14 protein-coding genes are annotated in these 17,935 nt (G+C 55.3%); 12 read left to right on the forward strand and 2 right to left on the reverse strand.

Translation table 11 applies throughout. From position 1 onward, the window contains the following. Positions 1–45: 45 nt before the first annotated feature. Positions 46–1,365: an omega-aminotransferase AptA gene (gene aptA / locus DY252_RS07825; RefSeq protein ID WP_064789939.1), complete on the reverse strand. Its 1,320-nt coding sequence runs from the start codon at positions 1,363–1,365 to the stop codon at positions 46–48. A gap of 196 nt (positions 1,366–1,561) precedes the next feature. On the opposite strand from aptA, the gene DY252_RS07830 reads away from it, so the two are divergent. From DY252_RS07830 to DY252_RS07845, 4 genes are all read left to right on the forward strand, one after another. Next, positions 1,562–2,296 carry a TSUP family transporter gene (locus DY252_RS07830; RefSeq protein WP_064789938.1) on the forward strand — a complete coding sequence of 245 codons (735 nt, stop codon included), beginning with the start codon at positions 1,562–1,564 and terminating at the stop codon, positions 2,294–2,296. 36 nt (positions 2,297–2,332) lie between these two features. After that, a complete protein-coding gene (locus tag DY252_RS07835) occupies positions 2,333–3,091 on the forward strand; it encodes an SDR family oxidoreductase (protein WP_064789937.1) in 759 nt (252 codons plus the stop codon). Between the two features lie 138 nt (positions 3,092–3,229). Then, positions 3,230–4,663, forward strand: coding sequence for a sigma-54-dependent transcriptional regulator (locus tag DY252_RS07840; protein WP_064789936.1), 1,434 nt, complete (start codon positions 3,230–3,232; stop codon positions 4,661–4,663). Beyond that, a complete protein-coding gene (locus DY252_RS07845) occupies positions 4,660–6,672 on the forward strand; it encodes a sensor histidine kinase (RefSeq protein ID WP_064789935.1) in 2,013 nt (670 codons plus the stop codon). The genes DY252_RS07840 and DY252_RS07845 overlap by 4 nt, the downstream gene beginning before the upstream one ends. Before the next feature lie 69 nt (positions 6,673–6,741). Here DY252_RS07845 and DY252_RS07850 read toward each other — a convergent pair whose 3' ends face one another. Further along, entirely contained in the window at positions 6,742–7,290 is a 549-nt protein-coding gene (locus DY252_RS07850) for a GNAT family N-acetyltransferase (protein ID WP_064789934.1), read from the reverse strand. Positions 7,291–7,707: 417 nt separating this feature from the next. Here DY252_RS07850 and DY252_RS07855 point away from each other — a divergent pair, with 417 nt between their 5' ends. The 8 genes from DY252_RS07855 (at position 7,708) to DY252_RS07890 (ending at position 17,912) form a co-directional block, all read left to right on the forward strand. Further along, on the forward strand, positions 7,708–9,432 hold the full coding sequence (locus DY252_RS07855) for an OFA family MFS transporter (protein WP_064789933.1): 1,725 nt from the start codon (positions 7,708–7,710) through the stop codon (positions 9,430–9,432). Positions 9,433–9,732: 300 nt separating this feature from the next. Continuing rightward, positions 9,733–10,626 carry a LysR family transcriptional regulator gene (locus tag DY252_RS07860; protein ID WP_064789932.1) on the forward strand — a complete coding sequence of 298 codons (894 nt, stop codon included), beginning with the start codon at positions 9,733–9,735 and terminating at the stop codon, positions 10,624–10,626. A gap of 111 nt (positions 10,627–10,737) precedes the next feature. Further along, positions 10,738–11,202, forward strand: coding sequence for a formate dehydrogenase subunit gamma (locus DY252_RS07865; RefSeq protein ID WP_064789931.1), 465 nt, complete (start codon positions 10,738–10,740; stop codon positions 11,200–11,202). Next, positions 11,199–12,755: a formate dehydrogenase beta subunit gene (locus DY252_RS07870; protein WP_064789930.1), complete on the forward strand. Its 1,557-nt coding sequence runs from the start codon at positions 11,199–11,201 to the stop codon at positions 12,753–12,755. The genes DY252_RS07865 and DY252_RS07870 overlap by 4 nt, the downstream gene beginning before the upstream one ends. A gap of 4 nt (positions 12,756–12,759) precedes the next feature. Continuing rightward, complete coding sequence (gene fdhF / locus DY252_RS07875) at positions 12,760–15,639, forward strand: formate dehydrogenase subunit alpha (protein WP_064789929.1); 2,880 nt, start codon at positions 12,760–12,762, stop codon at positions 15,637–15,639. A 93-nt stretch (positions 15,640–15,732) separates the two neighbouring features. Continuing rightward, positions 15,733–15,957 carry a formate dehydrogenase subunit delta gene (locus DY252_RS07880; RefSeq protein WP_063090392.1) on the forward strand — a complete coding sequence of 75 codons (225 nt, stop codon included), beginning with the start codon at positions 15,733–15,735 and terminating at the stop codon, positions 15,955–15,957. Then, positions 15,954–16,763, forward strand: a complete 810-nt coding sequence (gene fdhD, locus DY252_RS07885) for a formate dehydrogenase accessory sulfurtransferase FdhD (RefSeq protein WP_231959788.1) — start codon at positions 15,954–15,956, stop codon at positions 16,761–16,763. The genes DY252_RS07880 and fdhD overlap by 4 nt, the downstream gene beginning before the upstream one ends. Before the next feature lie 237 nt (positions 16,764–17,000). Further along, positions 17,001–17,912, forward strand: coding sequence for a dihydrodipicolinate synthase family protein (locus tag DY252_RS07890; RefSeq protein ID WP_064789927.1), 912 nt, complete (start codon positions 17,001–17,003; stop codon positions 17,910–17,912). Positions 17,913–17,935: the final 23 nt, after the last annotated feature.

The following is a 17,935-nucleotide window of genomic DNA, read 5'->3' on the forward strand; positions in this document are numbered from 1 at the left end:
CGATCCCACTCCCCCGAGATCGGAATCTGTCCTCCTCAAAGCAGATTACATTGGTGCGCCAAGTACCTTCTGAAGGATGGCAACCATATCGTCGATGTCTTGTTCTGTGCTGACGAATGCGGGCGCGAAAATGATCGCATCGCCCGTTGCCTTGACATGCAGGCCTTCGTCAAACAGTGCGCGCTGTGCCCAACTGCCCTTTGCACCCGGCGCATCACCCGGTGTCAGCTGGATACCCGACATCATGCCATAGCCGCGAAGATCGCTGACATGGGGCAGGTTGCGAAGGCCAAACACGCCATCAAGGAAGTGCGAAGACAATTCGTTGGCACGTTCGAACAGTTTGTCCTTGGCATAGATATCAAGTGCTGCGATCCCGGCGGCACAGGCCACCGGATGGGCAGAATAGGTATAGCCATGGAAGAATTCCGGGCGGTCCGCATCGCCAGCAGCCTCGAAGACAGCCGACTGAATTTCGGCACTGGTGGCAACCGCACTCATGGGAATAGCGCCGTTGGTCAGTGCCTTGGCCATGGTGATCAGGTCCGGCTTGACTGCGAATGCCTGGGAGGCGAAAGCAGAACCTGTTCGGCCAAAACCGGTAATCACTTCGTCAAATACCAGCAGGATGCCGTATTTGTCGCAAATCGCGCGAAGCTTTTCGAGATACCCTTTGGGGGGTACGATGGTGCCAATCGATCCGGCAATCGGTTCGACAAAGACCGCTGCAATGGTATCGCCGCCATAGGTCTTGCAGATTTCTTCAAGATCGTTGGCCAGATCGGCATCGGTTTCCGGCTGACCGCGGGTGAATTTTTGTTCTTCGGTCCATGTGTGGCGCATATGCACGACATCACAGGTAATCCCGGAAAAATCACGACGGTTATTGACCATCCCCGCAAGCGACGTACCGCCAAGGTTCACCCCGTGATAGCCCCATGCCCGCGATACAAAACGGGTGCGCTGGGCATTGCCGGTCGCACGGTGATAGGCCAGACACATCTTCATTGCGGTATCAACCGCCTCGGAACCCGATCCGGCAAAGAACACACGATCAAGCCCGTCTGGCAGAATACCGGCCAGCTTTTCGGCAAATTCAAACGACACAGGGGCGGCGCGCTGGAAATGCGGTGAATAGTCCAGCGTGCTGAGTTGCTTGTAAACCGCATCGGCGATTTCCGGGCGTCCATGACCGGCCGCACAGCAAAACAGACCTGATGAACCATCCAGAATTTCACGGCCTTCCGGGGTCCAGTATTTCACACCTTCTGCCTTGGCAAACATCTGCGGTTCTTCATGAAACAGACGGTTGTTGGTGAAAGGCATCCAATGGTTGGTCATGTTCGGCTTGACGGACACGTTCATGCTGGCTCCTGTCGGCAAGAGTGTGGGGCGGAAATCTTATGCTGCTAGCTAAACCCGTCCCCTCGCATGGCGTTAGTGCCAGAACTCGATAATATTTAGGTCCAGATCGCTATGTGGCTCCATCAAAAGGGACGATGTGGCTCTATTGCCGACGCCATCAGTGGCGTAATTCAGGTCTGTAACAACGAGGAATTCCATGGAACTGATCTTGTCTGGCATGGTCGTCGCGGTTGCCGCCCTGTTTCGTGGCGTCACTGGATTTGGCTTTGCACTGCTGGCGGCCCTTGGTCTGTCAAGCTTGCTGGCCCCGGCAACGGCAACGCCGATCATCCTGATCATTGATATTGTCCTGACCGGCTTGATCCTGCGCGATTTTGATCGGGCCAAGGTCGACTGGCGGGCCTGTTCGATCCTGCTGAGTTTTGGCCTTTTCGGGGCGGTGCTTGGCCCTTATGTCGCCTTCGCGCTGGATGATCAGACCATCCGGATTGCCACCAATCTTGCGATTGCGGTGGCGGCATTGGTTGCCATGTTGCACCATCCGCCAAAATGGATGGGACATTTTGTCATCGGGGCATTGCTGGCCTGTTCGGTCGGTATCCTTATGTCGGGCTTTGCCGTTGGCGGACCGTTGGTTGCCGCCTGGCTTTTGGCCGGTGGCACGCAGGATGTCCGCGTGCGTAATACGCTTGCTATCTATTTCGGTGCGGTCGATGTGCTGGGATTTATTACCCGGGCGGCCGCGGGCATGTTGCCTGATAATTTTATCGCACTTGTCTTGCCGTTGCTGGTGATTGCCATGATCGCCTATTTCCCCGGCGAGATGATCTATCGCCGGATGTCGGCAACCACTTGGCGCCGCGTTTGTGCCATCAGCCTCGTTCTTATTGCCATTATCGGTTTCGCTCAGACCATCGCACTTGGTCTGTAAGACATTTACCATCTACTCACACCACCGGAGATCCCCATGACCAAAACAGCACTCATTACCGGCGCAACTTCTGGCTTTGGCGCGGCAACGGCCCGGCGTTTTGTCAAGGAAGGCTGGAAAGTCATCGTAACCGGCAGGCGTGCCGAACGGCTTGACGCCCTTGTCGATGAACTCGGTGGCGCATCGGTTGCCCATGCACTTTGCTTTGATATTCAGGATGTCGATGCGACACGGAACGCAATTGACAGCCTTCCGGCGGACTTCGCCGAGATCGATCTTCTGGTCAATAATGCCGGTTTGGCGCTTGGCACCGGTCCGGCACAGGAATGCAATCTGTCAGACTGGATGACAATGATTGATACCAACACCAAGGGGCTGGTCGCCATCACCCATATCCTGCTTGATAAGCTGATCGAACGAAAAGGGGCGATTGTTAACCTGGCTTCCATCGCGTCGAACTGGCCTTATCCGGGCGGGAACGTCTATGGCGCAACCAAGGCGTTCGTTCAGCAATTCTCGCTGGGTATTCGCTGTGACCTTGCTGGCACTGGCGTTCGTGTGACATCCATCGAACCGGGGCTTTGTGAAAGCGAATTCACGCTGGTGCGTACCGGTGGCAACAAGGAAGCCTACGACAAGCTTTACAGTGGTGCCGATCCGATCCAGCCCGAAGACATTGCCGAAAGCATCTTCTGGGTGGCGAACTTGCCAGCGCATGTGAATGTCAACTCGCTGGAAGTCATGCCGGTCAGCCAAAGCTGGTCGCCGTTTGCCATTCATCGCAAGCAAGCCTGATCCCATATTTTGCACATCCGTTGGTGAAGGTAACTTCTGCGTCAGAATGAGCTAACCCTCACCAACGGTTTTGCTTTTCTCTTTCCGCTGAACTAAGCTTTTAAAAAAACAAAAAGCATGTTTCATCGGAGGGACATCATGAGATCGACCGTTCTGGGCGCGTCAGATGGGGCAGCGCCGCCTGCCGGCAATGACGCAAGCCATGGCGGGCCGGGGCCTGAATTTGGTCCGTGGCTTGAAAAGGCATCCATCCTGATCGTCGATGACGAGCCGGGCATGCGCAATTTCCTTGTCCGTACACTGGGGCCACGTGCCAAACGCGTCGAAGAGGCCGCCGACTGCGAAGAAGCCACAGCCCTTCTTGATCAGCACCATTTTGATGTCGTCATCCTTGATAACATCATGCCCGGTAAAAGCGGGGTGGAATGGCTGACCGAACAGCGCGAAATCGGCTTTTTCTCTGACGCCATCCTGATGACGGCCTATGCCGATCTTGATACCGCGATCAAGGCGCTGCGTGCCGGTGCGGTCGACTTCGTCCTGAAACCATTTCGCTCCAACCAGATTTTGAACGCGGTGGCGCGCTGTCTGGATCGGATGCGGTTGCGCCGTGAAAACCATGTGCTGCGCCATGAACTACGCGCAACGTCTGATCATGTGTTGCTGCGCGACAAGCTGATAGGCTATTCGCCGCAAATTCAGGAAATCCGTGAAACCATTGCCCGCGTGGCACCTCTTCCGACATCCATTCTGATTTCAGGGGAAAGTGGCACGGGCAAGGAAGTCACCGCACGTTCGTTGCATGCGCTTTCTGATCGCGCCGAAAAGCCGTTTGTTCCGATCAACTGTGCCGCCATTCCGTCTGAAATGATCGAGGCGGAATTATTTGGTCACGTAAAAGGGGCCTTTACCGGCGCACAATCTGCCCGCGATGGGCTTTTCATGCATGCGCAGGGCGGAACCCTGTTTCTGGACGAAGTCGGTGAGTTGTCGCTGGCGACCCAAAGCAAGCTTTTGCGCGCGATTGAAAGCCGCCGTGTTCGCCCGGTGGGCTCAGAACGCGAAGCACCTGTTGATTTGCGCTTTATCTTTGCCACCAATGCCGATCTTGAGGCCGAAGTCGACGCCGGTCGGTTCCGCGCGGATCTGTTTTATCGCATCAATGTCATGCATATCGAAATGCCCCCACTTTCGGCCCGTGGGGATGATGTCCTTGAACTGGCTGAACTGTTTATGACCAAACTGTCCAAGCAGCTTGGCGTGCGCGCCGTGCCAATGGATGCAGCTGTGCGCGCCGGACTGACACGCTATGACTGGCCGGGCAATGTGCGCGAATTGCGTAACCTGATTGAACGGACACTTATTCTTGGCAAGTTCCCGGCGGAATTCCGCGATGAACTTGCCGATCAGGGATCGCCAGTTGACCGTGATGAAACGCTTGATGAGATGGAACGTCGTCACATTCTGGCGATGTTGCACAAGACCAATGGCAATCGCAACGAAGCCGCCAGACGGTTGGGGGTATCGCGCAAGACCATTGATCGCAAATGCGCAAGCTGGGAACAGGAATGACCGACGCGTCATTGTCGGGTGCCACCAAGCCCCCAGCCAAAAGAACACGATCCGTTCGTTTCAAATTGCTGGCGATTGCGCTTTTGCCGACGCTTGTGATCCTGCCATTGTTGCTTGGCGTGATGATGGTGCGGTGGAATACCAAGTTCGATGCACTGTTAACATCAAAGGTCAGTGGCGATCTGACGATTGCCCATCAATACTTCACGCATATCCTTGAAAATACCGGCGAACAAATCCAGGCACTTGGCCAATCGGTCGCCTTTCGCGAAGTGCTTGCCAAAGGTGATGTTGCAGAGGTTGACCGCCTGCTTGCAGAACGTCAAAGCAAGCTTGGCCTTGATTTCCTTTATCTGTCACCCGCGCCGGGTGGCACAGGTTCTGGCCAACCTAATGCCGACTGGCCAGTGATTGCCAGTGCCTTTCGCGGGCAATCGATGACCAGCATCGATATTTTCAGCAACACCGACTTGGCAGCGATTTCGCCCGATCTGGCCGAACGCGCACATCTGGATCTGATTGATACGCCCAATGCCGTGCCCTCGACACGCAATGCTGAAACGCGGGGCATGGTTGTGCATTCGGCAAGTCATGTTGAATTGCCAAACGGGCAAAATGCTGCCTTGGTCGGGGGTATTCTGCTCAACCAGAATTTGGCATTCATCGATACGATCAACGATCTTGTCTATCGCCAAAGCAGCCTGCCCGAAGGCAGTCAGGGGACGGCGACCCTTTTCCTTGATGATGTGCGTGTCAGCACCAATGTCCGGCTGTTTGCCGATCGTCGCGCCTTGGGCACGCGGGTATCAAGTGCGGTGCGCAAAACTGTCCTTGAAGACGGCCAAGTCTGGCTTGATCGCGCCTTTGTGGTCAATGACTGGTATATATCGGCTTATGAGCCGATCAAGGACAGCTATGGCAAACGGGTTGGCATGCTTTATGTCGGGTTCCTCGAAGCACCCTTTGCCCAGACAAAATATGAAAGCCTTCTGATCCTGATTGGGGCTTTCCTGTTTGTGGCGGCCCTTTCGGTGCCGATTTTCCTGCGTTGGGCGCGCGGTATTTTCAAGCCGCTGGAACGCATGACCAATACCATCCGTCGCGTCGAGAGCGGTGATTTCTCCGCCCGAACCAGTATTGACCAGGTTCAGGACGAAATATCATTGGTGGCGGAACATCTTGATGATCTGCTTGATCAGGTGCAGGAACGCGATAAACGTCTGCGCGCCTGGAATGATCAGCTAAACGCGCGTGTTGATGCCCGCACCAGCGAGTTGCAAGAAGCCAACCGTCAGCTCGAAGCCACCACCAAGCAATTGATCATGTCCGAAAAGCTTGCCGCGATTGGTGAAATCACTGCCGGTGTCGCCCATGAGATCAACAACCCCGTGGCGGTACTTCAGGGTAACCTTGATGTCTTGCGCGATCTGTTGGGTGAGCATGCCAAATTGGGTGATACCGAATTCCGCCTGATTGATGAACAGGTCAATCGCATCAATCTGATCGTGACCAAGCTCCTGCAATTCGCCAAGCCAGAGGAATATGCCGGATTTGTCGAGCGCCACAGCGTTGCCGAGGTGATTGACGATTGCATGCCGCTGGTTACCCATTTGCTCAGTCGGGCCGATATTGAGGTCGTGCGTGAACATCAATCAACCCGGCTGGTTCTGATGAACCGGACCGAGTTGCAGCAAGTGCTTGTCAATCTGATGGTCAATGCCCTGCATGCCATGCCTGAAAGCGGTACGCTGACATTGATTGATGCCGATGTTGATCAGGCTGGCAAGCCCGGCATAAAGATCACCGTGCGCGATACGGGAACCGGTATGGATGCCAAGGTGCTTAATCGCATTTTTGATCCGTTTTATACCACCAAGCGGCGCGAAGGCACGGGGCTTGGTCTGTCCATCACCCGGACCCTGATTGATCGGCAGGGCGGGTCACTTGATGTTGAAAGCGAACCGGGCAAGGGCACGACCTTTACCATCTGGCTGCCTGAAGCAGATTAAATGAACCATGTTTTAGGAGTGGGTCGGGTCTAAGTCACGGAACGTGGTAACGCGTTGGAATTTTGTTTTTTAGGTGTGTCGGCGCAACCATTCCTTTTTCAGGATGGCGTATTGAAAAGTATTTTCGTATTTGGGCGTGCCGTCAGGATTGTTAACAAACGAAATAAACTCCATGAAGCAAGCTTCTTTGCGCATACCAAGTTTTTCGCAAAGCTTCTGCGATTTGAAGTTATCGTCCTCGACATAGGCATAGAGCCTTCGTGCGTCCCGTTGCGTAAACAGATGCTCGAATAAGGCACGTGCGCTCTCACTGGCGTATCCCTTGCCTTCAAACTTTCCATTGAAGTTCCATCCAACGGAATAGGTGTCGGCTTGGTGCTCGTCATCTTGATGGAGCATGAGCTCACCAATTAAAGCGCCTGTTTCTTTCAGGCACACGGCGACACAAGACGCATCGTTCGCACGTTTTTGGGCCATTACCTTCGCTTGTTCCAAAGTTGAGACTTTATCAGCCATAAAGCAATTTGCGCGCGGGTTGGAGATATACTCAAAAAGCTCGGCGGCATCTGCCTCTGAAAAACGCCTGATAATCAATCTGTCGGTAACAATGTCGCGCATGTGGATCCTGCGTTTGTCGGTCAATCGTCAAAGTACCAAGCCCTTATCGTAGTAATGTTAAGGGATAGTCAAAAGGTTATCGCGAGCGGGGGGCGTCTTGCCTGAAGCGTATCTTGCTGATGATGTGGTGGCCTTCAATGTTTGGATTCTCTCGTTAAAATTGCTGCGGTTGCGAGTGGACATTTTGTCCATTTGCACGTTATGCGCGAAAAAAGATGTGGACATTTTGTCCATGCGTGTGCGCTGCAGCAGTCCATTTCAGTTTGGAAGAATGACAGAAAACGGCGCTTGTTATGCAATGGCATGGCGATTGCGATGTTGAGAGTTCCGGATTTAACCGTGTTTGCCCTGCACCATGACCGATTGTGCGACGGGGAAGGGCAAGGAAAATCCAAAGACCGGGAGGACAACATCGCTATGTTTGACAAGCTCAAAAAAGAACACATCGTCGCTGGTGACGATTTCAATCGCTGGAAAGTGCCACCAGCATCCATTGCTATTCATTTGTGTATTGGCTCCGTCTATGCCTGGAGCATCTTCAACCCGCCACTGATCAAGGAATTTGGCGTGGTCAGTGCAAGCTCCGGTGACTGGGGCCTGCAATCCGTTGTCTGGATTTTCTCTGTTGCCATCGTCTTTCTTGGCCTTGCAGCGGCATTTGGCGGCAAATGGCTTGAAGAAGTCGGCCCGCGTATGGTCGGTGTCGTTGCGGCCTTTTGCTGGGGTGGTGGTTTCATCATCGGTGGCCTTGGCATCATGACCCATCAGCTTTGGCTGGTGTATCTGGGGTACGGCGCGCTTGGCGGCTGTGGTCTTGGTCTTGGCTATGTATCGCCGGTATCAACGCTTATTCGCTGGTTCCCGGACCGCCGTGGTATGGCGACCGGCATGGCGATCATGGGCTTTGGCGGTGGTGCGATGATCGCAACCCCGATCAAGGAAAGCCTGCTGTCGGCGTTCTATAAGGTGCCGGAATATCTTGGCCCGGAAAGTGCCGTAAACCTCGTGACCGAGGGCGGCAAACGCATGGCCGAAGTCGGTGGCCAGATGGTTGAAGTCGTGGTTGCCGGTGCCGCACAAGTTGCCTCGGCCCCGGTGCCAATCGAAGAGGGCGTATATGTTGTCGGAACCGGTAACACCGGTGCGGCTGCGACCTTCTTTACGCTTGGTGTCGCCTATTTCATCGTGATGGTTATTGCGGCCTTTTCCTATCGCGTGCCGCGCGAAGGTTGGCTTCCGGCTGGTTGGACGCCGCCGACTGCCGATGCCGCGTCCAAACGCATGATTACGCATGCGAACGTTCATATCGATCAGGCGCTTAAAACGCCGCAATTCTATCTGCTGTGGATTGTGCTGTGCTTTAACGTGACGGCTGGTATCGGGGTGATTGGCGTTGCCAAAACCATGATGACGGAAATCTTTGGCACGACCTTGCCGCTGGTTGTGAACTCTGCCTTTGCGGCGACCTATGTGTTCATGATTTCGGTCTTTAACATGTGCGGTCGTTTCTTCTGGGCGTCGATGTCGGATTATATCGGGCGCAAGAACACCTATTACTGCTTCTTCATTCTGGGCATCGCGCTTTATCTTTCGATCCCGTTTGCCGCAGAACAGGTCAGCATCAACCCGGCTGTGACATGGCTTGTCATGTTCTATGCCGCAACCATGATCATCTTCACGATGTATGGCGGTGGCTTTGCAACCATTCCGGCCTATCTTGCCGATATCTTCGGTACCAAATATGTCGGTGGCATCCACGGTCGTCTTCTGACCGCATGGAGCACAGCCGGTGTGCTTGGTCCGCTTGCCATCACCCAGTTGCGTCAGGCCTCGGTCACAAGTTCGATCAAGGATCTGGCCTCAAAGGTGGATCCGGCGGCCTTCCAGGAAAAGTTCGGTGCCGGTATTGCCCAGCTTGATCAACTGGTTGCGGCCAAAACGGTGACCATCGGGCGTCTGATGGAAATCGCACCGGCAGGGACGGTTGATCCGACCTCAAGCCTCTATAACACCACCATGTATGCCATGGCGGCTTTGCTTGCGATTGCGCTGGTTGCCAACAAACTGGTCAGCCCGATCCATGAAAAGCATCACATGGAAACGCAGCAAGCTGGCGGAAGCGAGGCTCCGTCCAAGGCCTAACCTGACCAAGGGTGCTGGCCAACATACCCATGGCCAGCGCCCGGTTTTGCCGGTTCCACTTTCCGGCAAAACCGGGCATGAGTGGGACATCATGCTGGGGTCAGATCCGGGCTCTGTTCATCCGGCCCGGATCTGCGTTCTGTTGCAGGAATAACCTTTATGCCCGAAGGGGTAATCGGTTATCCTGCAACCAGAACACTTCCCCGCGACGTAGAGTGTTCAGTCAAAAACAAAGCGACCCGAAAACAGGATCGCGGTCACCGCCATAAAAAGCATCCGCCTTGCGATGCCGGATACGCCATGATTGATAAACTCGAAATGTTTATGGTTCTCGCCCGCGAGCAGCATTTTGGCCATGCTGCCGAACATTGCGGCGTGACCCAGCCAACCCTTTCAAGCGCCTTGCGCCAGCTTGAAGATCATCTTGGTGTTGTACTGGTTAAGCGCGGATCGCGTTATCAGGGCCTGACACCCGAAGGTGAACGTGTTCTTGAATGGGCGCGCCATATTGTCGGCAGCACCCGTTCAATGCGTGATGAAATGCGCGCCATGCGGTTCGGTTTGACCGGGCAGGTGCAGATTGCCGTCATCCCGACAGCCCTTGCGATGGTCCATGAGCTGACGACACCATTTCGCGAAAAGCACCCCGATGTCAGCTTTGCCATCCTGTCACGGACTTCGGCCGAAATTCAGGCATTGCTGGATGATCTGCGGATTGATGCCGGGATTACCTATCTTGATAACGAACCCTTGGGGCAGGTAACCGCCATCCCGCTCTATCGCGAACGTTATCAATTGCTGACATCAAACATCGATGATCTGGCAGGCCAGGAAACGATCACCTGGCGCGAAGCAGCCAAATTGCCGCTATGTCTTTTGACACCCGATATGCAGAACCGCCGCATCATCGATCAGCATCTTGATGCCGCCGGGGCAAAGGTCAGTGCGACACTTGAAAGCGATTCCATGATTGCGCTGTTTACCCATGTGCAAACCGGCAACTGGGCCAGCATCATGCCGGAAAAAATGGTCGAAAGTTTTGGGATGCGTGACCGGGTCAAATCGATCCCGATCATTGAGCCGGATGCCACCCACACGGTTGGCCTGATCGCGGCAAAACGCGAACCTGCAACCCCAGTGGTTTCAGCACTTTTGAAAGAAGCCGCCCGGATTTCGGAGCTGCAAACCGCTTGATAGGTTTTCGCTATCGCGTAACGGGATGGCTTTATTGAACAGGTCGGGACAATGCCCGACAATGTTCATAATAAACAAGAATTTGATAACATGCTTGAGAGAGAGGCTTGCATGTCGGAAACGACCGAGGACCAGAATGTCCGCGTCGCTGCCATTTGTGATCAGTTGATCACTTTGGAAGGACCGTTATTGCCAATTCTGCACGAGGTGCAGGAAGAATTTGGCTATATCCCCGATGGCGCGCTTCAGACAATTGCAAAGAAGCTGAACCTCAGCCGGGCGGAAGTCCACGGGGTGGCAAGCTTCTATCATGACTTCCGCGAAGAAAAGGCCGGCAAGCATGTCATCAAGATCTGCCGGGCCGAAGCCTGTCAGGCCATGGGGGCCGATGCCCTTGGTGATCAGATACGTCGTCATTTGAAAGTCGACTGGTCGCAGACCACCGCTGATCGCAAAATCACGCTGGAGCCTGTTTTCTGCCTTGGTCTCTGTGCCTGCGCGCCAGCCGCGATGATTGATGGCAAGGTTGTTGGTCGCGTCAGTGCGGATCGCATTCTGGAAAAGGTGGGGTCATGAGCATGAAGGTTTACGTTCCACTTGATTCCGGTTCCGTCGCACTGGGCGCCGATGAAGTCGCATCCGCGATTGCTGCAAAGGCATCTAAGGTCGGTTCGGATGTCAAGATTGTGCGCAACGGCTCGTTTGGCATGTATTGGCTGGAACCCATGGTCGAGGTCGAAACCCCGCGCGGGCGTGTCGCCTATGGCCCGGTCAGTACCGATGACATCGACGCATTGTTTGAGGCCGACTTCCTGACAGGTGGCCCCCATAAACTGTATCTCGGCCGCACCCAGGATATCCCGTTCCTCAAAAGCCAGTCGCGCCTGACGTTCCAGCGCTGCGGCATTGTTGATCCGGTATCGCTTGAAGATTACCGCGCCAATGAAGGCTTGACCGGGCTTGAAAATGCGCTGAAGATGACGGACGCAGAAATCGTCAAGGCCGTTACCGACAGTGGCCTGCGAGGTCGTGGTGGTGCCGGTTTCCCGACGGGGATCAAATGGAACACGGTGCGCGAAGCACCAGCTGATCAGAAATACATTGTTTGTAACGCCGATGAAGGCGACAGCGGGACCTTTGCCGATCGCATGATCATGGAAGGCGAACCGTTTGTCCTGATCGAAGGTATGATCATTGCCGGTCTCGCCACCGGGGCGACCAAGGGTTATGTCTATACCCGTTCAGAATATCCGACTGCGATTGATGTCATGAACGAGGCGATCAAGGTCGCCCGTGCCGCCGGTGTTCTGGGCGATAACGTCCTTGGTTCCGGCAAGGCGTTCGATATGGAAGTCCGCATGGGGGCTGGTGCCTATGTCTGTGGCGAGGAAACATCCCTTCTTAACAGCATGGAAGGCAAGCGCGGTGTTGTCCGTGCCAAGCCACCATTGCCCGCCCTTGAAGGCTTCCTTGGCCGACCGACTGTCGTCAATAACGTGATTTCGCTGTGCTCTGTGCCGGTCATTCTGGAAAAGGGTGCGGAATATTATCGCGATTATGGCATGGGCCGGTCGCGGGGCACCATCCCGATCCAGATTGCCGGGAACGTCAAACATGGCGGGCTTTATGAAGTCGGCTTTGGTCTGACCCTTGGTGAAATTGTCGAACAAATCGGCGGTGGGACGGCCACAGGGCGTCCGGTCAAGGCGGTTCAGGTCGGTGGTCCTTTGGGGGCCTATTTCCCCAAGGAACTGTTTGATACGCCGTTTGACTACGAAGAATTCGCCAAGCGTGATGGATTGATCGGCCATGCCGGTGTTGTCGTGTTTGATGACACGGTCGACATGATGAAGCAGGCCCGCTTTGCCATGGAATTCTGTGCAATTGAATCATGCGGCAAATGTACGCCATGCCGCATCGGTTCGATCCGTGGCACCGAAGTCGTCGACAAGCTTGAACGTGGTGAACAGCCTGAATTGCAGATCGAGCTGCTGCGCGATCTGTGTGAGACCATGAAATTCGGATCGCTGTGCGCACTGGGCGGCTTTACCCCGTACCCGGTCCTGAGTGCACTGACCCATTTCCCTGATGACTTCAAGCCACGCGCGCTTGATATAGCTGCGGAGTGAAACGATGTCCTTGATCAAAGAAGTTGACTACGGAACCCCCGCCAAGAATTCCGAAAAGACGGTAACCCTGACCATTGATGGCAAGGACATTACCGTGCCCGAAGGCACCTCTGTCATGCGCGCCTCGATGGAGGCCGGTATTCAGGTCCCGAAACTGTGTGCGACCGACATGGTCGATGCGTTTGGCTCGTGCCGCTTGTGTCTGGTTGAGGTCGAAGGCCGCAACGGCACCCCGGCATCCTGCACGACGCCAGCATCTGATGGCATGGTTGTTCATACCCAGACCGAACGGCTTAAGAAAATTCGCAAAGGCGTGATGGAGCTTTATATCTCTGACCATCCGCTCGATTGTCTGACCTGTGCAGCCAATGGCGATTGCGAATTGCAGGACATGGCAGGTGCGGTTGGCCTGCGCGACGTGCGTTATGGGTATGAGGGAGAAAACCACGTTCAGGTTCGCCAGAACGGTGAAGAAAACCCCCGCTATATGGCCAAGGATGAAACCAACCCGTATTTCACCTACGACCCGTCGAAATGCATTGTCTGTTCGCGTTGCGTGCGGGCCTGTGAAGAAGTACAGGGCACCTTTGCGCTGACCATCGAAGGTCGTGGGTTTGAAAGCCGCGTGTCGCCGGGCATGCATGAAGATTTCATGGATTCCGAATGCGTATCCTGTGGTGCCTGTGTACAGGCCTGCCCGACGGCAACGCTTCAGGAAAAATCCGTTATTGAAATCGGCCAGCCGGAACACTCCGTTGTTACCACCTGCGCCTATTGCGGGGTCGGCTGTTCGTTCAAGGCGGAAATGCGCGGCGAGGAACTTGTCCGAATGGTCCCCTATAAGGATGGCAAGGCCAACCGTGGGCATTCCTGTGTGAAGGGGCGCTTTGCCTATGGCTATGCCAATCACAAGGACCGCATCCTCAACCCGATGATTCGCGAAAGCGTTGATGAACCGTGGCAGGAAGTCAGTTGGGAAGAAGCCCTTCGTTTCACCGCGGACAAGTTCAAGGGCATTCAGGCCAAATACGGCAAGGGCGCGCTGGGCGGGATTACCTCGTCGCGTTGCACGAACGAGGAAACCTTCCTGGTTCAGAAACTGATCCGTGCCGGGTTTGGCAACAACAACGTTGATACCTGCGCACGTGTTTGCCATTCGCCGACCGGCTATGGTTTGAAAACCACCTTCGGGACATCTGCCGGGACGCAGGATTTTGATTCTGTTGAACAGACCGATGTTGTCATCCTGATCGGGGCCAACCCGACCGATGGGCATCCTGTGTTTGCCTCGCGCCTGAAAAAGCGTCTGCGTCAGGGCGCGAAACTGATCGTGATCGATCCGCGCCGGATTGACCTTGTGCGCTCTCCGCATATCGAGGCGGTTGCCCATATCCCGCTGCGTCCGGGCACCAACGTTGCGGTTCTGACGTCTCTTGCTCATGTGATCGTCACCGAGGGCCTGTTTGACGAGGCTTTCGTACGTGAACGTTGCGACTGGGACGAGTTCCAGGATTGGGCGGCGTTTGTATCCGATCCGAAACACAGCCCTGAGGCCGTTGCCGACATGATCGGTGTCGATGCCGAAACCATGCGCAAGGCCGCGCGTACCTTTGCCACCGGTGGCAATGGCGCGATTTATTACGGTCTTGGTGTGACGGAACACAGTCAGGGTTCAACCACTGTGATGGCGATTGCCAACCTTGCGATGGCGACCGGTAACATTGGTCGTCCGGGTGTGGGGGTGAACCCGCTGCGTGGTCAGAACAACGTGCAAGGCTCATGCGATATGGGATCCTTCCCGCACGAGCTGCCGGGCTATCGCCATATTCAGGACAGTGCCACCCGCGATATCTTTGAAGATATCTGGGGCGTCAAACTGGATGACGAACCGGGTCTTCGTATCCCGAACATGCTTGATGCCGCTGTCGAAGGTACGTTCAAGGGCATCTATATTCAGGGCGAAGATATCCTTCAGTCTGATCCTGATACCAAACATGTGGCGGCGGGCTTGGCGGCGATGGAATGTGTGGTCGTCCATGACCTGTTCCTCAATGAAACCGCCAACTACGCGCATGTGTTCCTGCCGGGGTCGACCTTCCTTGAAAAGGACGGGACCTTTACCAACGCCGAGCGCCGCATTAACCGCGTGCGTAAGGTGATGACGCCGCTGAACGGCTTTGCCGACTGGGAAGTTACCCAGAACTTGGCCCGTGCGATGGGGCTTGACTGGAACTACACCCATCCGTCGCAGGTCATGGATGAAATCGCCAAGACTACGCCAAGCTTTGCCAACGTCAACTATGACCTGCTTGAAGCCAAAGGATCGGTTCAGTGGCCGTGTAATGATAAGGCGCCCGAAGGGACCCCGGTCATGCATATCGATGGCTTTGTTCGCGGCAAGGGCAAGTTCGTTGTGACCGAATACGTGGCGACCGATGAACGTACCGGTCCGCGCTTCCCGCTTCTGCTGACCACGGGCCGTATCCTTAGTCAGTATAACGTGGGTGCCCAGACCCGCCGTACGGAAAACTCCGCCTGGCACAAGGAAGATCTTCTGGAAATCCACCCGCACGATGCCGAACAGCGTGGCATTCGTGAAGGCGACTGGATACGTCTGGCATCCCGGTCGGGCGAAACATCCCTTCGCGCCACCATCACCGATCGTGTTGCGCCGGGCGTGGTTTACACGACCTTCCACCATCCGGGCACACAGGCCAACGTGATTACGACCGACTATACCGACTGGGCGACCAACTGCCCGGAATACAAGGTTACTGCTGTTCAGGTTTCGTCATCCAATGGCCCGACCGAATGGCAGGTCGAATATGATCGTCAGGCCGAACAGTCGCGTCGGATCAAACCGCGCGTTGATGCCGCCGAATAGGATAACGAGCCAGACATTGTGCTATACTCCCTTGGCATGATGTCTGGCGCGTCCTGCTTGAATACAAAGCTTACATTCAAAGAGTGAACCGCAATGGCACCCGACAAACTTGTCTATATGGCCAATCAGATCGCGACCTTTTTCAAATCCCAGCCGGAGGGCGAGGGCGTGGATGGTGTTGCCAACCATATCAGCGATTTCTGGGAACCGCGCATGCGCAAGCAGCTGTTTGACATGATCGCCGAAGGCAAGGCCGACTTCCATCCTTTGGTCATCAAGGCAGCGCCAAAAATCCGGAAGGTCAAGGAAACCGCATGATGGCCAAGCCATCGGAAAATCGCATTCTGGACGGGCGCGACGTTGATCTTGCGCGCGCCGTGTCAGGCGATGATGGTAATGATGACGCACCGATCATGTTGCAGCCGGAAGTCCCGGCTGCTTTGACGTTTAATGGTCATTCCCATGCGGTGATGATGGTTTCACCTCACGACCTTGAAGACTTCATGGTCGGCTTTGCCCTGTCCGAAGGCATTGCCGATGACATTTCCCAGATCACGCTGCGCGACGTGCGCAAGACCCTGCAGGGTTATGTGATCGAGGCTGATCTGCATGAAGATGTCTTTGATCGTCTTGCCGATCGTCAACGGACACTCGAAGGCCGATCAGGTTGCGGTTTGTGCGGCGTCCAGTCGCTTGAAGCCGTCGCCATGGACAAGATCGGGACGGTCACGCCGTCCAACATGACGCAGGATGTCGTCTTGCGGGCGATTGACGCGCTTCCCGATCATCAGACCCGCAATCGCGAAGGCGGTGGGTTGCTACATGCCAGCGCCTTTGTCGATGTTAGCGGTAACATCGTTCTGGTCCGTGAAGACATCGGTCGCCACAATGCACTCGATAAGGTGCTTGGCGCCATCGCGCGACAGGGGATCGATCCGACCGGCGGGTTCATTCTGATGACCAGTCGTTGCTCCTATGAAATTGTTACCAAGACCGTGCAATTCGGGGTTGGCGGGCTTGTCACCCTTTCGGGCCCGACATTGACGGCGGTAAACCTCGCGCGGAAGGCCGGTTTGACCATGATCTGCCGCGAACGGCGTGGTCTGTTTCGCCGCTTTGCCTGACCTGTAAGCGGCTCTTTCCAACTTGTAACTTTTTGATGATCACCTGTTTGCAACACAGGTGTAATTGTACACGTCTGCCTGAACCGCGCTTTCCGGTGTCTTGAGCGCATAATTGGAATTGCCATATCCGCGTATACTTGTTATTCAAGATGTAATTAAATATTACAAGATGGTCCCGCCGGTCAGTCGGATATTTGATCCGCGGCACGCGGGCCACGGCACGGGGATAAGAAAACCATGGCACTTTCAAAAACTGAATTGCGCGCCGTCTTGTCTGGCATCTCGGGCATTCTGGTCACGCCCTATGATGACAATGGCGATGTCGCGCCCAAAAAGCTTGTCCCGGTGATTGATCGTGCGCTGGCGGCTGGCGTCCATTTCCCGGTCGTGAATGGCAATACCGGCGAATTTTATGCTCTGACCACCGATGAGGCAATCACGATGGCAAAGTCGGTGGCCGAAATACTTGATGGCCGGGCACCGATGTTGGCCGGGATTGGACGCGGAGTGCGTGATGCCTGCGCCTTGGCCAAGGCATCGGCCGAGGCCGGGGCAGAGGCATTGATGATCCATCAACCGCCAGACCCGTTTGTCGCCCCGCGCGGTGTTGTTGACTACATCAAACGTGTTGCCGATGCGTCCGGTGGTCTGCCGATGATGCTGTATCTGCGTAACGATGCCATCGGCACTAAGGCAATTACCGAATTGTGCGCGGTCGAAGGTGTCGCTGGCGTTAAATGGGCGACGCCCAACCCGATGAAACTGGCCGAGGCCATCCATGCCTGCGATCCGGATATCGTTTGGGTTGGGGGCCTTGCCGAAACATGGGCACCGGCATTTTATGCAGTTGGCGCACGTGGATTTACCTCGGGCCTGATTAATGTCTGGCCGGAACGGTCCATGGCCATTCACGCGGCCCTTGAAGCCAGCGACTATGCCAAGGCGCGCCAGTTGATCGCCGAAATGAAGGCATTCGAGGAAGTCCGGGCTGAAGAAATGAACGGCACCAACGTCACCGGTGTGAAGGCAGCGCTCAAATTACTGGGTGATGATTGCGGGGCTACACGCCCGCCATCAGCCTGGCCGCTGACCGACGCCCAGCAGGAAAAGCTTTCAAGCTTTATGAAGGGGAACGGCCTGATCGGTTAGGTTGCCTTTGGGTAACCGCGCCG

The organism is Thalassospira indica, assembly GCF_003403095.1.
Lineage (GTDB): Bacteria > Pseudomonadota > Alphaproteobacteria > Rhodospirillales > Thalassospiraceae > Thalassospira > Thalassospira indica.

What these genes read in the sequence shown, in the direction of transcription:
- aptA (WP_064789939.1), bottom strand. Translation starts at nt 1,365, where the DNA reads ATGAACGTGTCCGTCAAGCCGAACATGACCAACCATTGGATGCCTTTC.
- DY252_RS07830 (WP_064789938.1), top strand. Translation starts at nt 1,562, where the DNA reads ATGGAACTGATCTTGTCTGGCATGGTCGTCGCGGTTGCCGCCCTGTTT.
- DY252_RS07835 (WP_064789937.1), top strand. Translation starts at nt 2,333, where the DNA reads ATGACCAAAACAGCACTCATTACCGGCGCAACTTCTGGCTTTGGCGCG.
- DY252_RS07840 (WP_064789936.1), top strand. Translation starts at nt 3,230, where the DNA reads ATGAGATCGACCGTTCTGGGCGCGTCAGATGGGGCAGCGCCGCCTGCC.
- DY252_RS07845 (WP_064789935.1), top strand. Translation starts at nt 4,660, where the DNA reads ATGACCGACGCGTCATTGTCGGGTGCCACCAAGCCCCCAGCCAAAAGA.
- DY252_RS07850 (WP_064789934.1), bottom strand. Translation starts at nt 7,290, where the DNA reads ATGCGCGACATTGTTACCGACAGATTGATTATCAGGCGTTTTTCAGAG.
- DY252_RS07855 (WP_064789933.1), top strand. Translation starts at nt 7,708, where the DNA reads ATGTTTGACAAGCTCAAAAAAGAACACATCGTCGCTGGTGACGATTTC.
- DY252_RS07860 (WP_064789932.1), top strand. Translation starts at nt 9,733, where the DNA reads ATGATTGATAAACTCGAAATGTTTATGGTTCTCGCCCGCGAGCAGCAT.
- DY252_RS07865 (WP_064789931.1), top strand. Translation starts at nt 10,738, where the DNA reads ATGTCGGAAACGACCGAGGACCAGAATGTCCGCGTCGCTGCCATTTGT.
- DY252_RS07870 (WP_064789930.1), top strand. Translation starts at nt 11,199, where the DNA reads ATGAGCATGAAGGTTTACGTTCCACTTGATTCCGGTTCCGTCGCACTG.
- fdhF (WP_064789929.1), top strand. Translation starts at nt 12,760, where the DNA reads ATGTCCTTGATCAAAGAAGTTGACTACGGAACCCCCGCCAAGAATTCC.
- DY252_RS07880 (WP_063090392.1), top strand. Translation starts at nt 15,733, where the DNA reads ATGGCACCCGACAAACTTGTCTATATGGCCAATCAGATCGCGACCTTT.
- fdhD (WP_231959788.1), top strand. Translation starts at nt 15,954, where the DNA reads ATGATGGCCAAGCCATCGGAAAATCGCATTCTGGACGGGCGCGACGTT.
- DY252_RS07890 (WP_064789927.1), top strand. Translation starts at nt 17,001, where the DNA reads ATGGCACTTTCAAAAACTGAATTGCGCGCCGTCTTGTCTGGCATCTCG.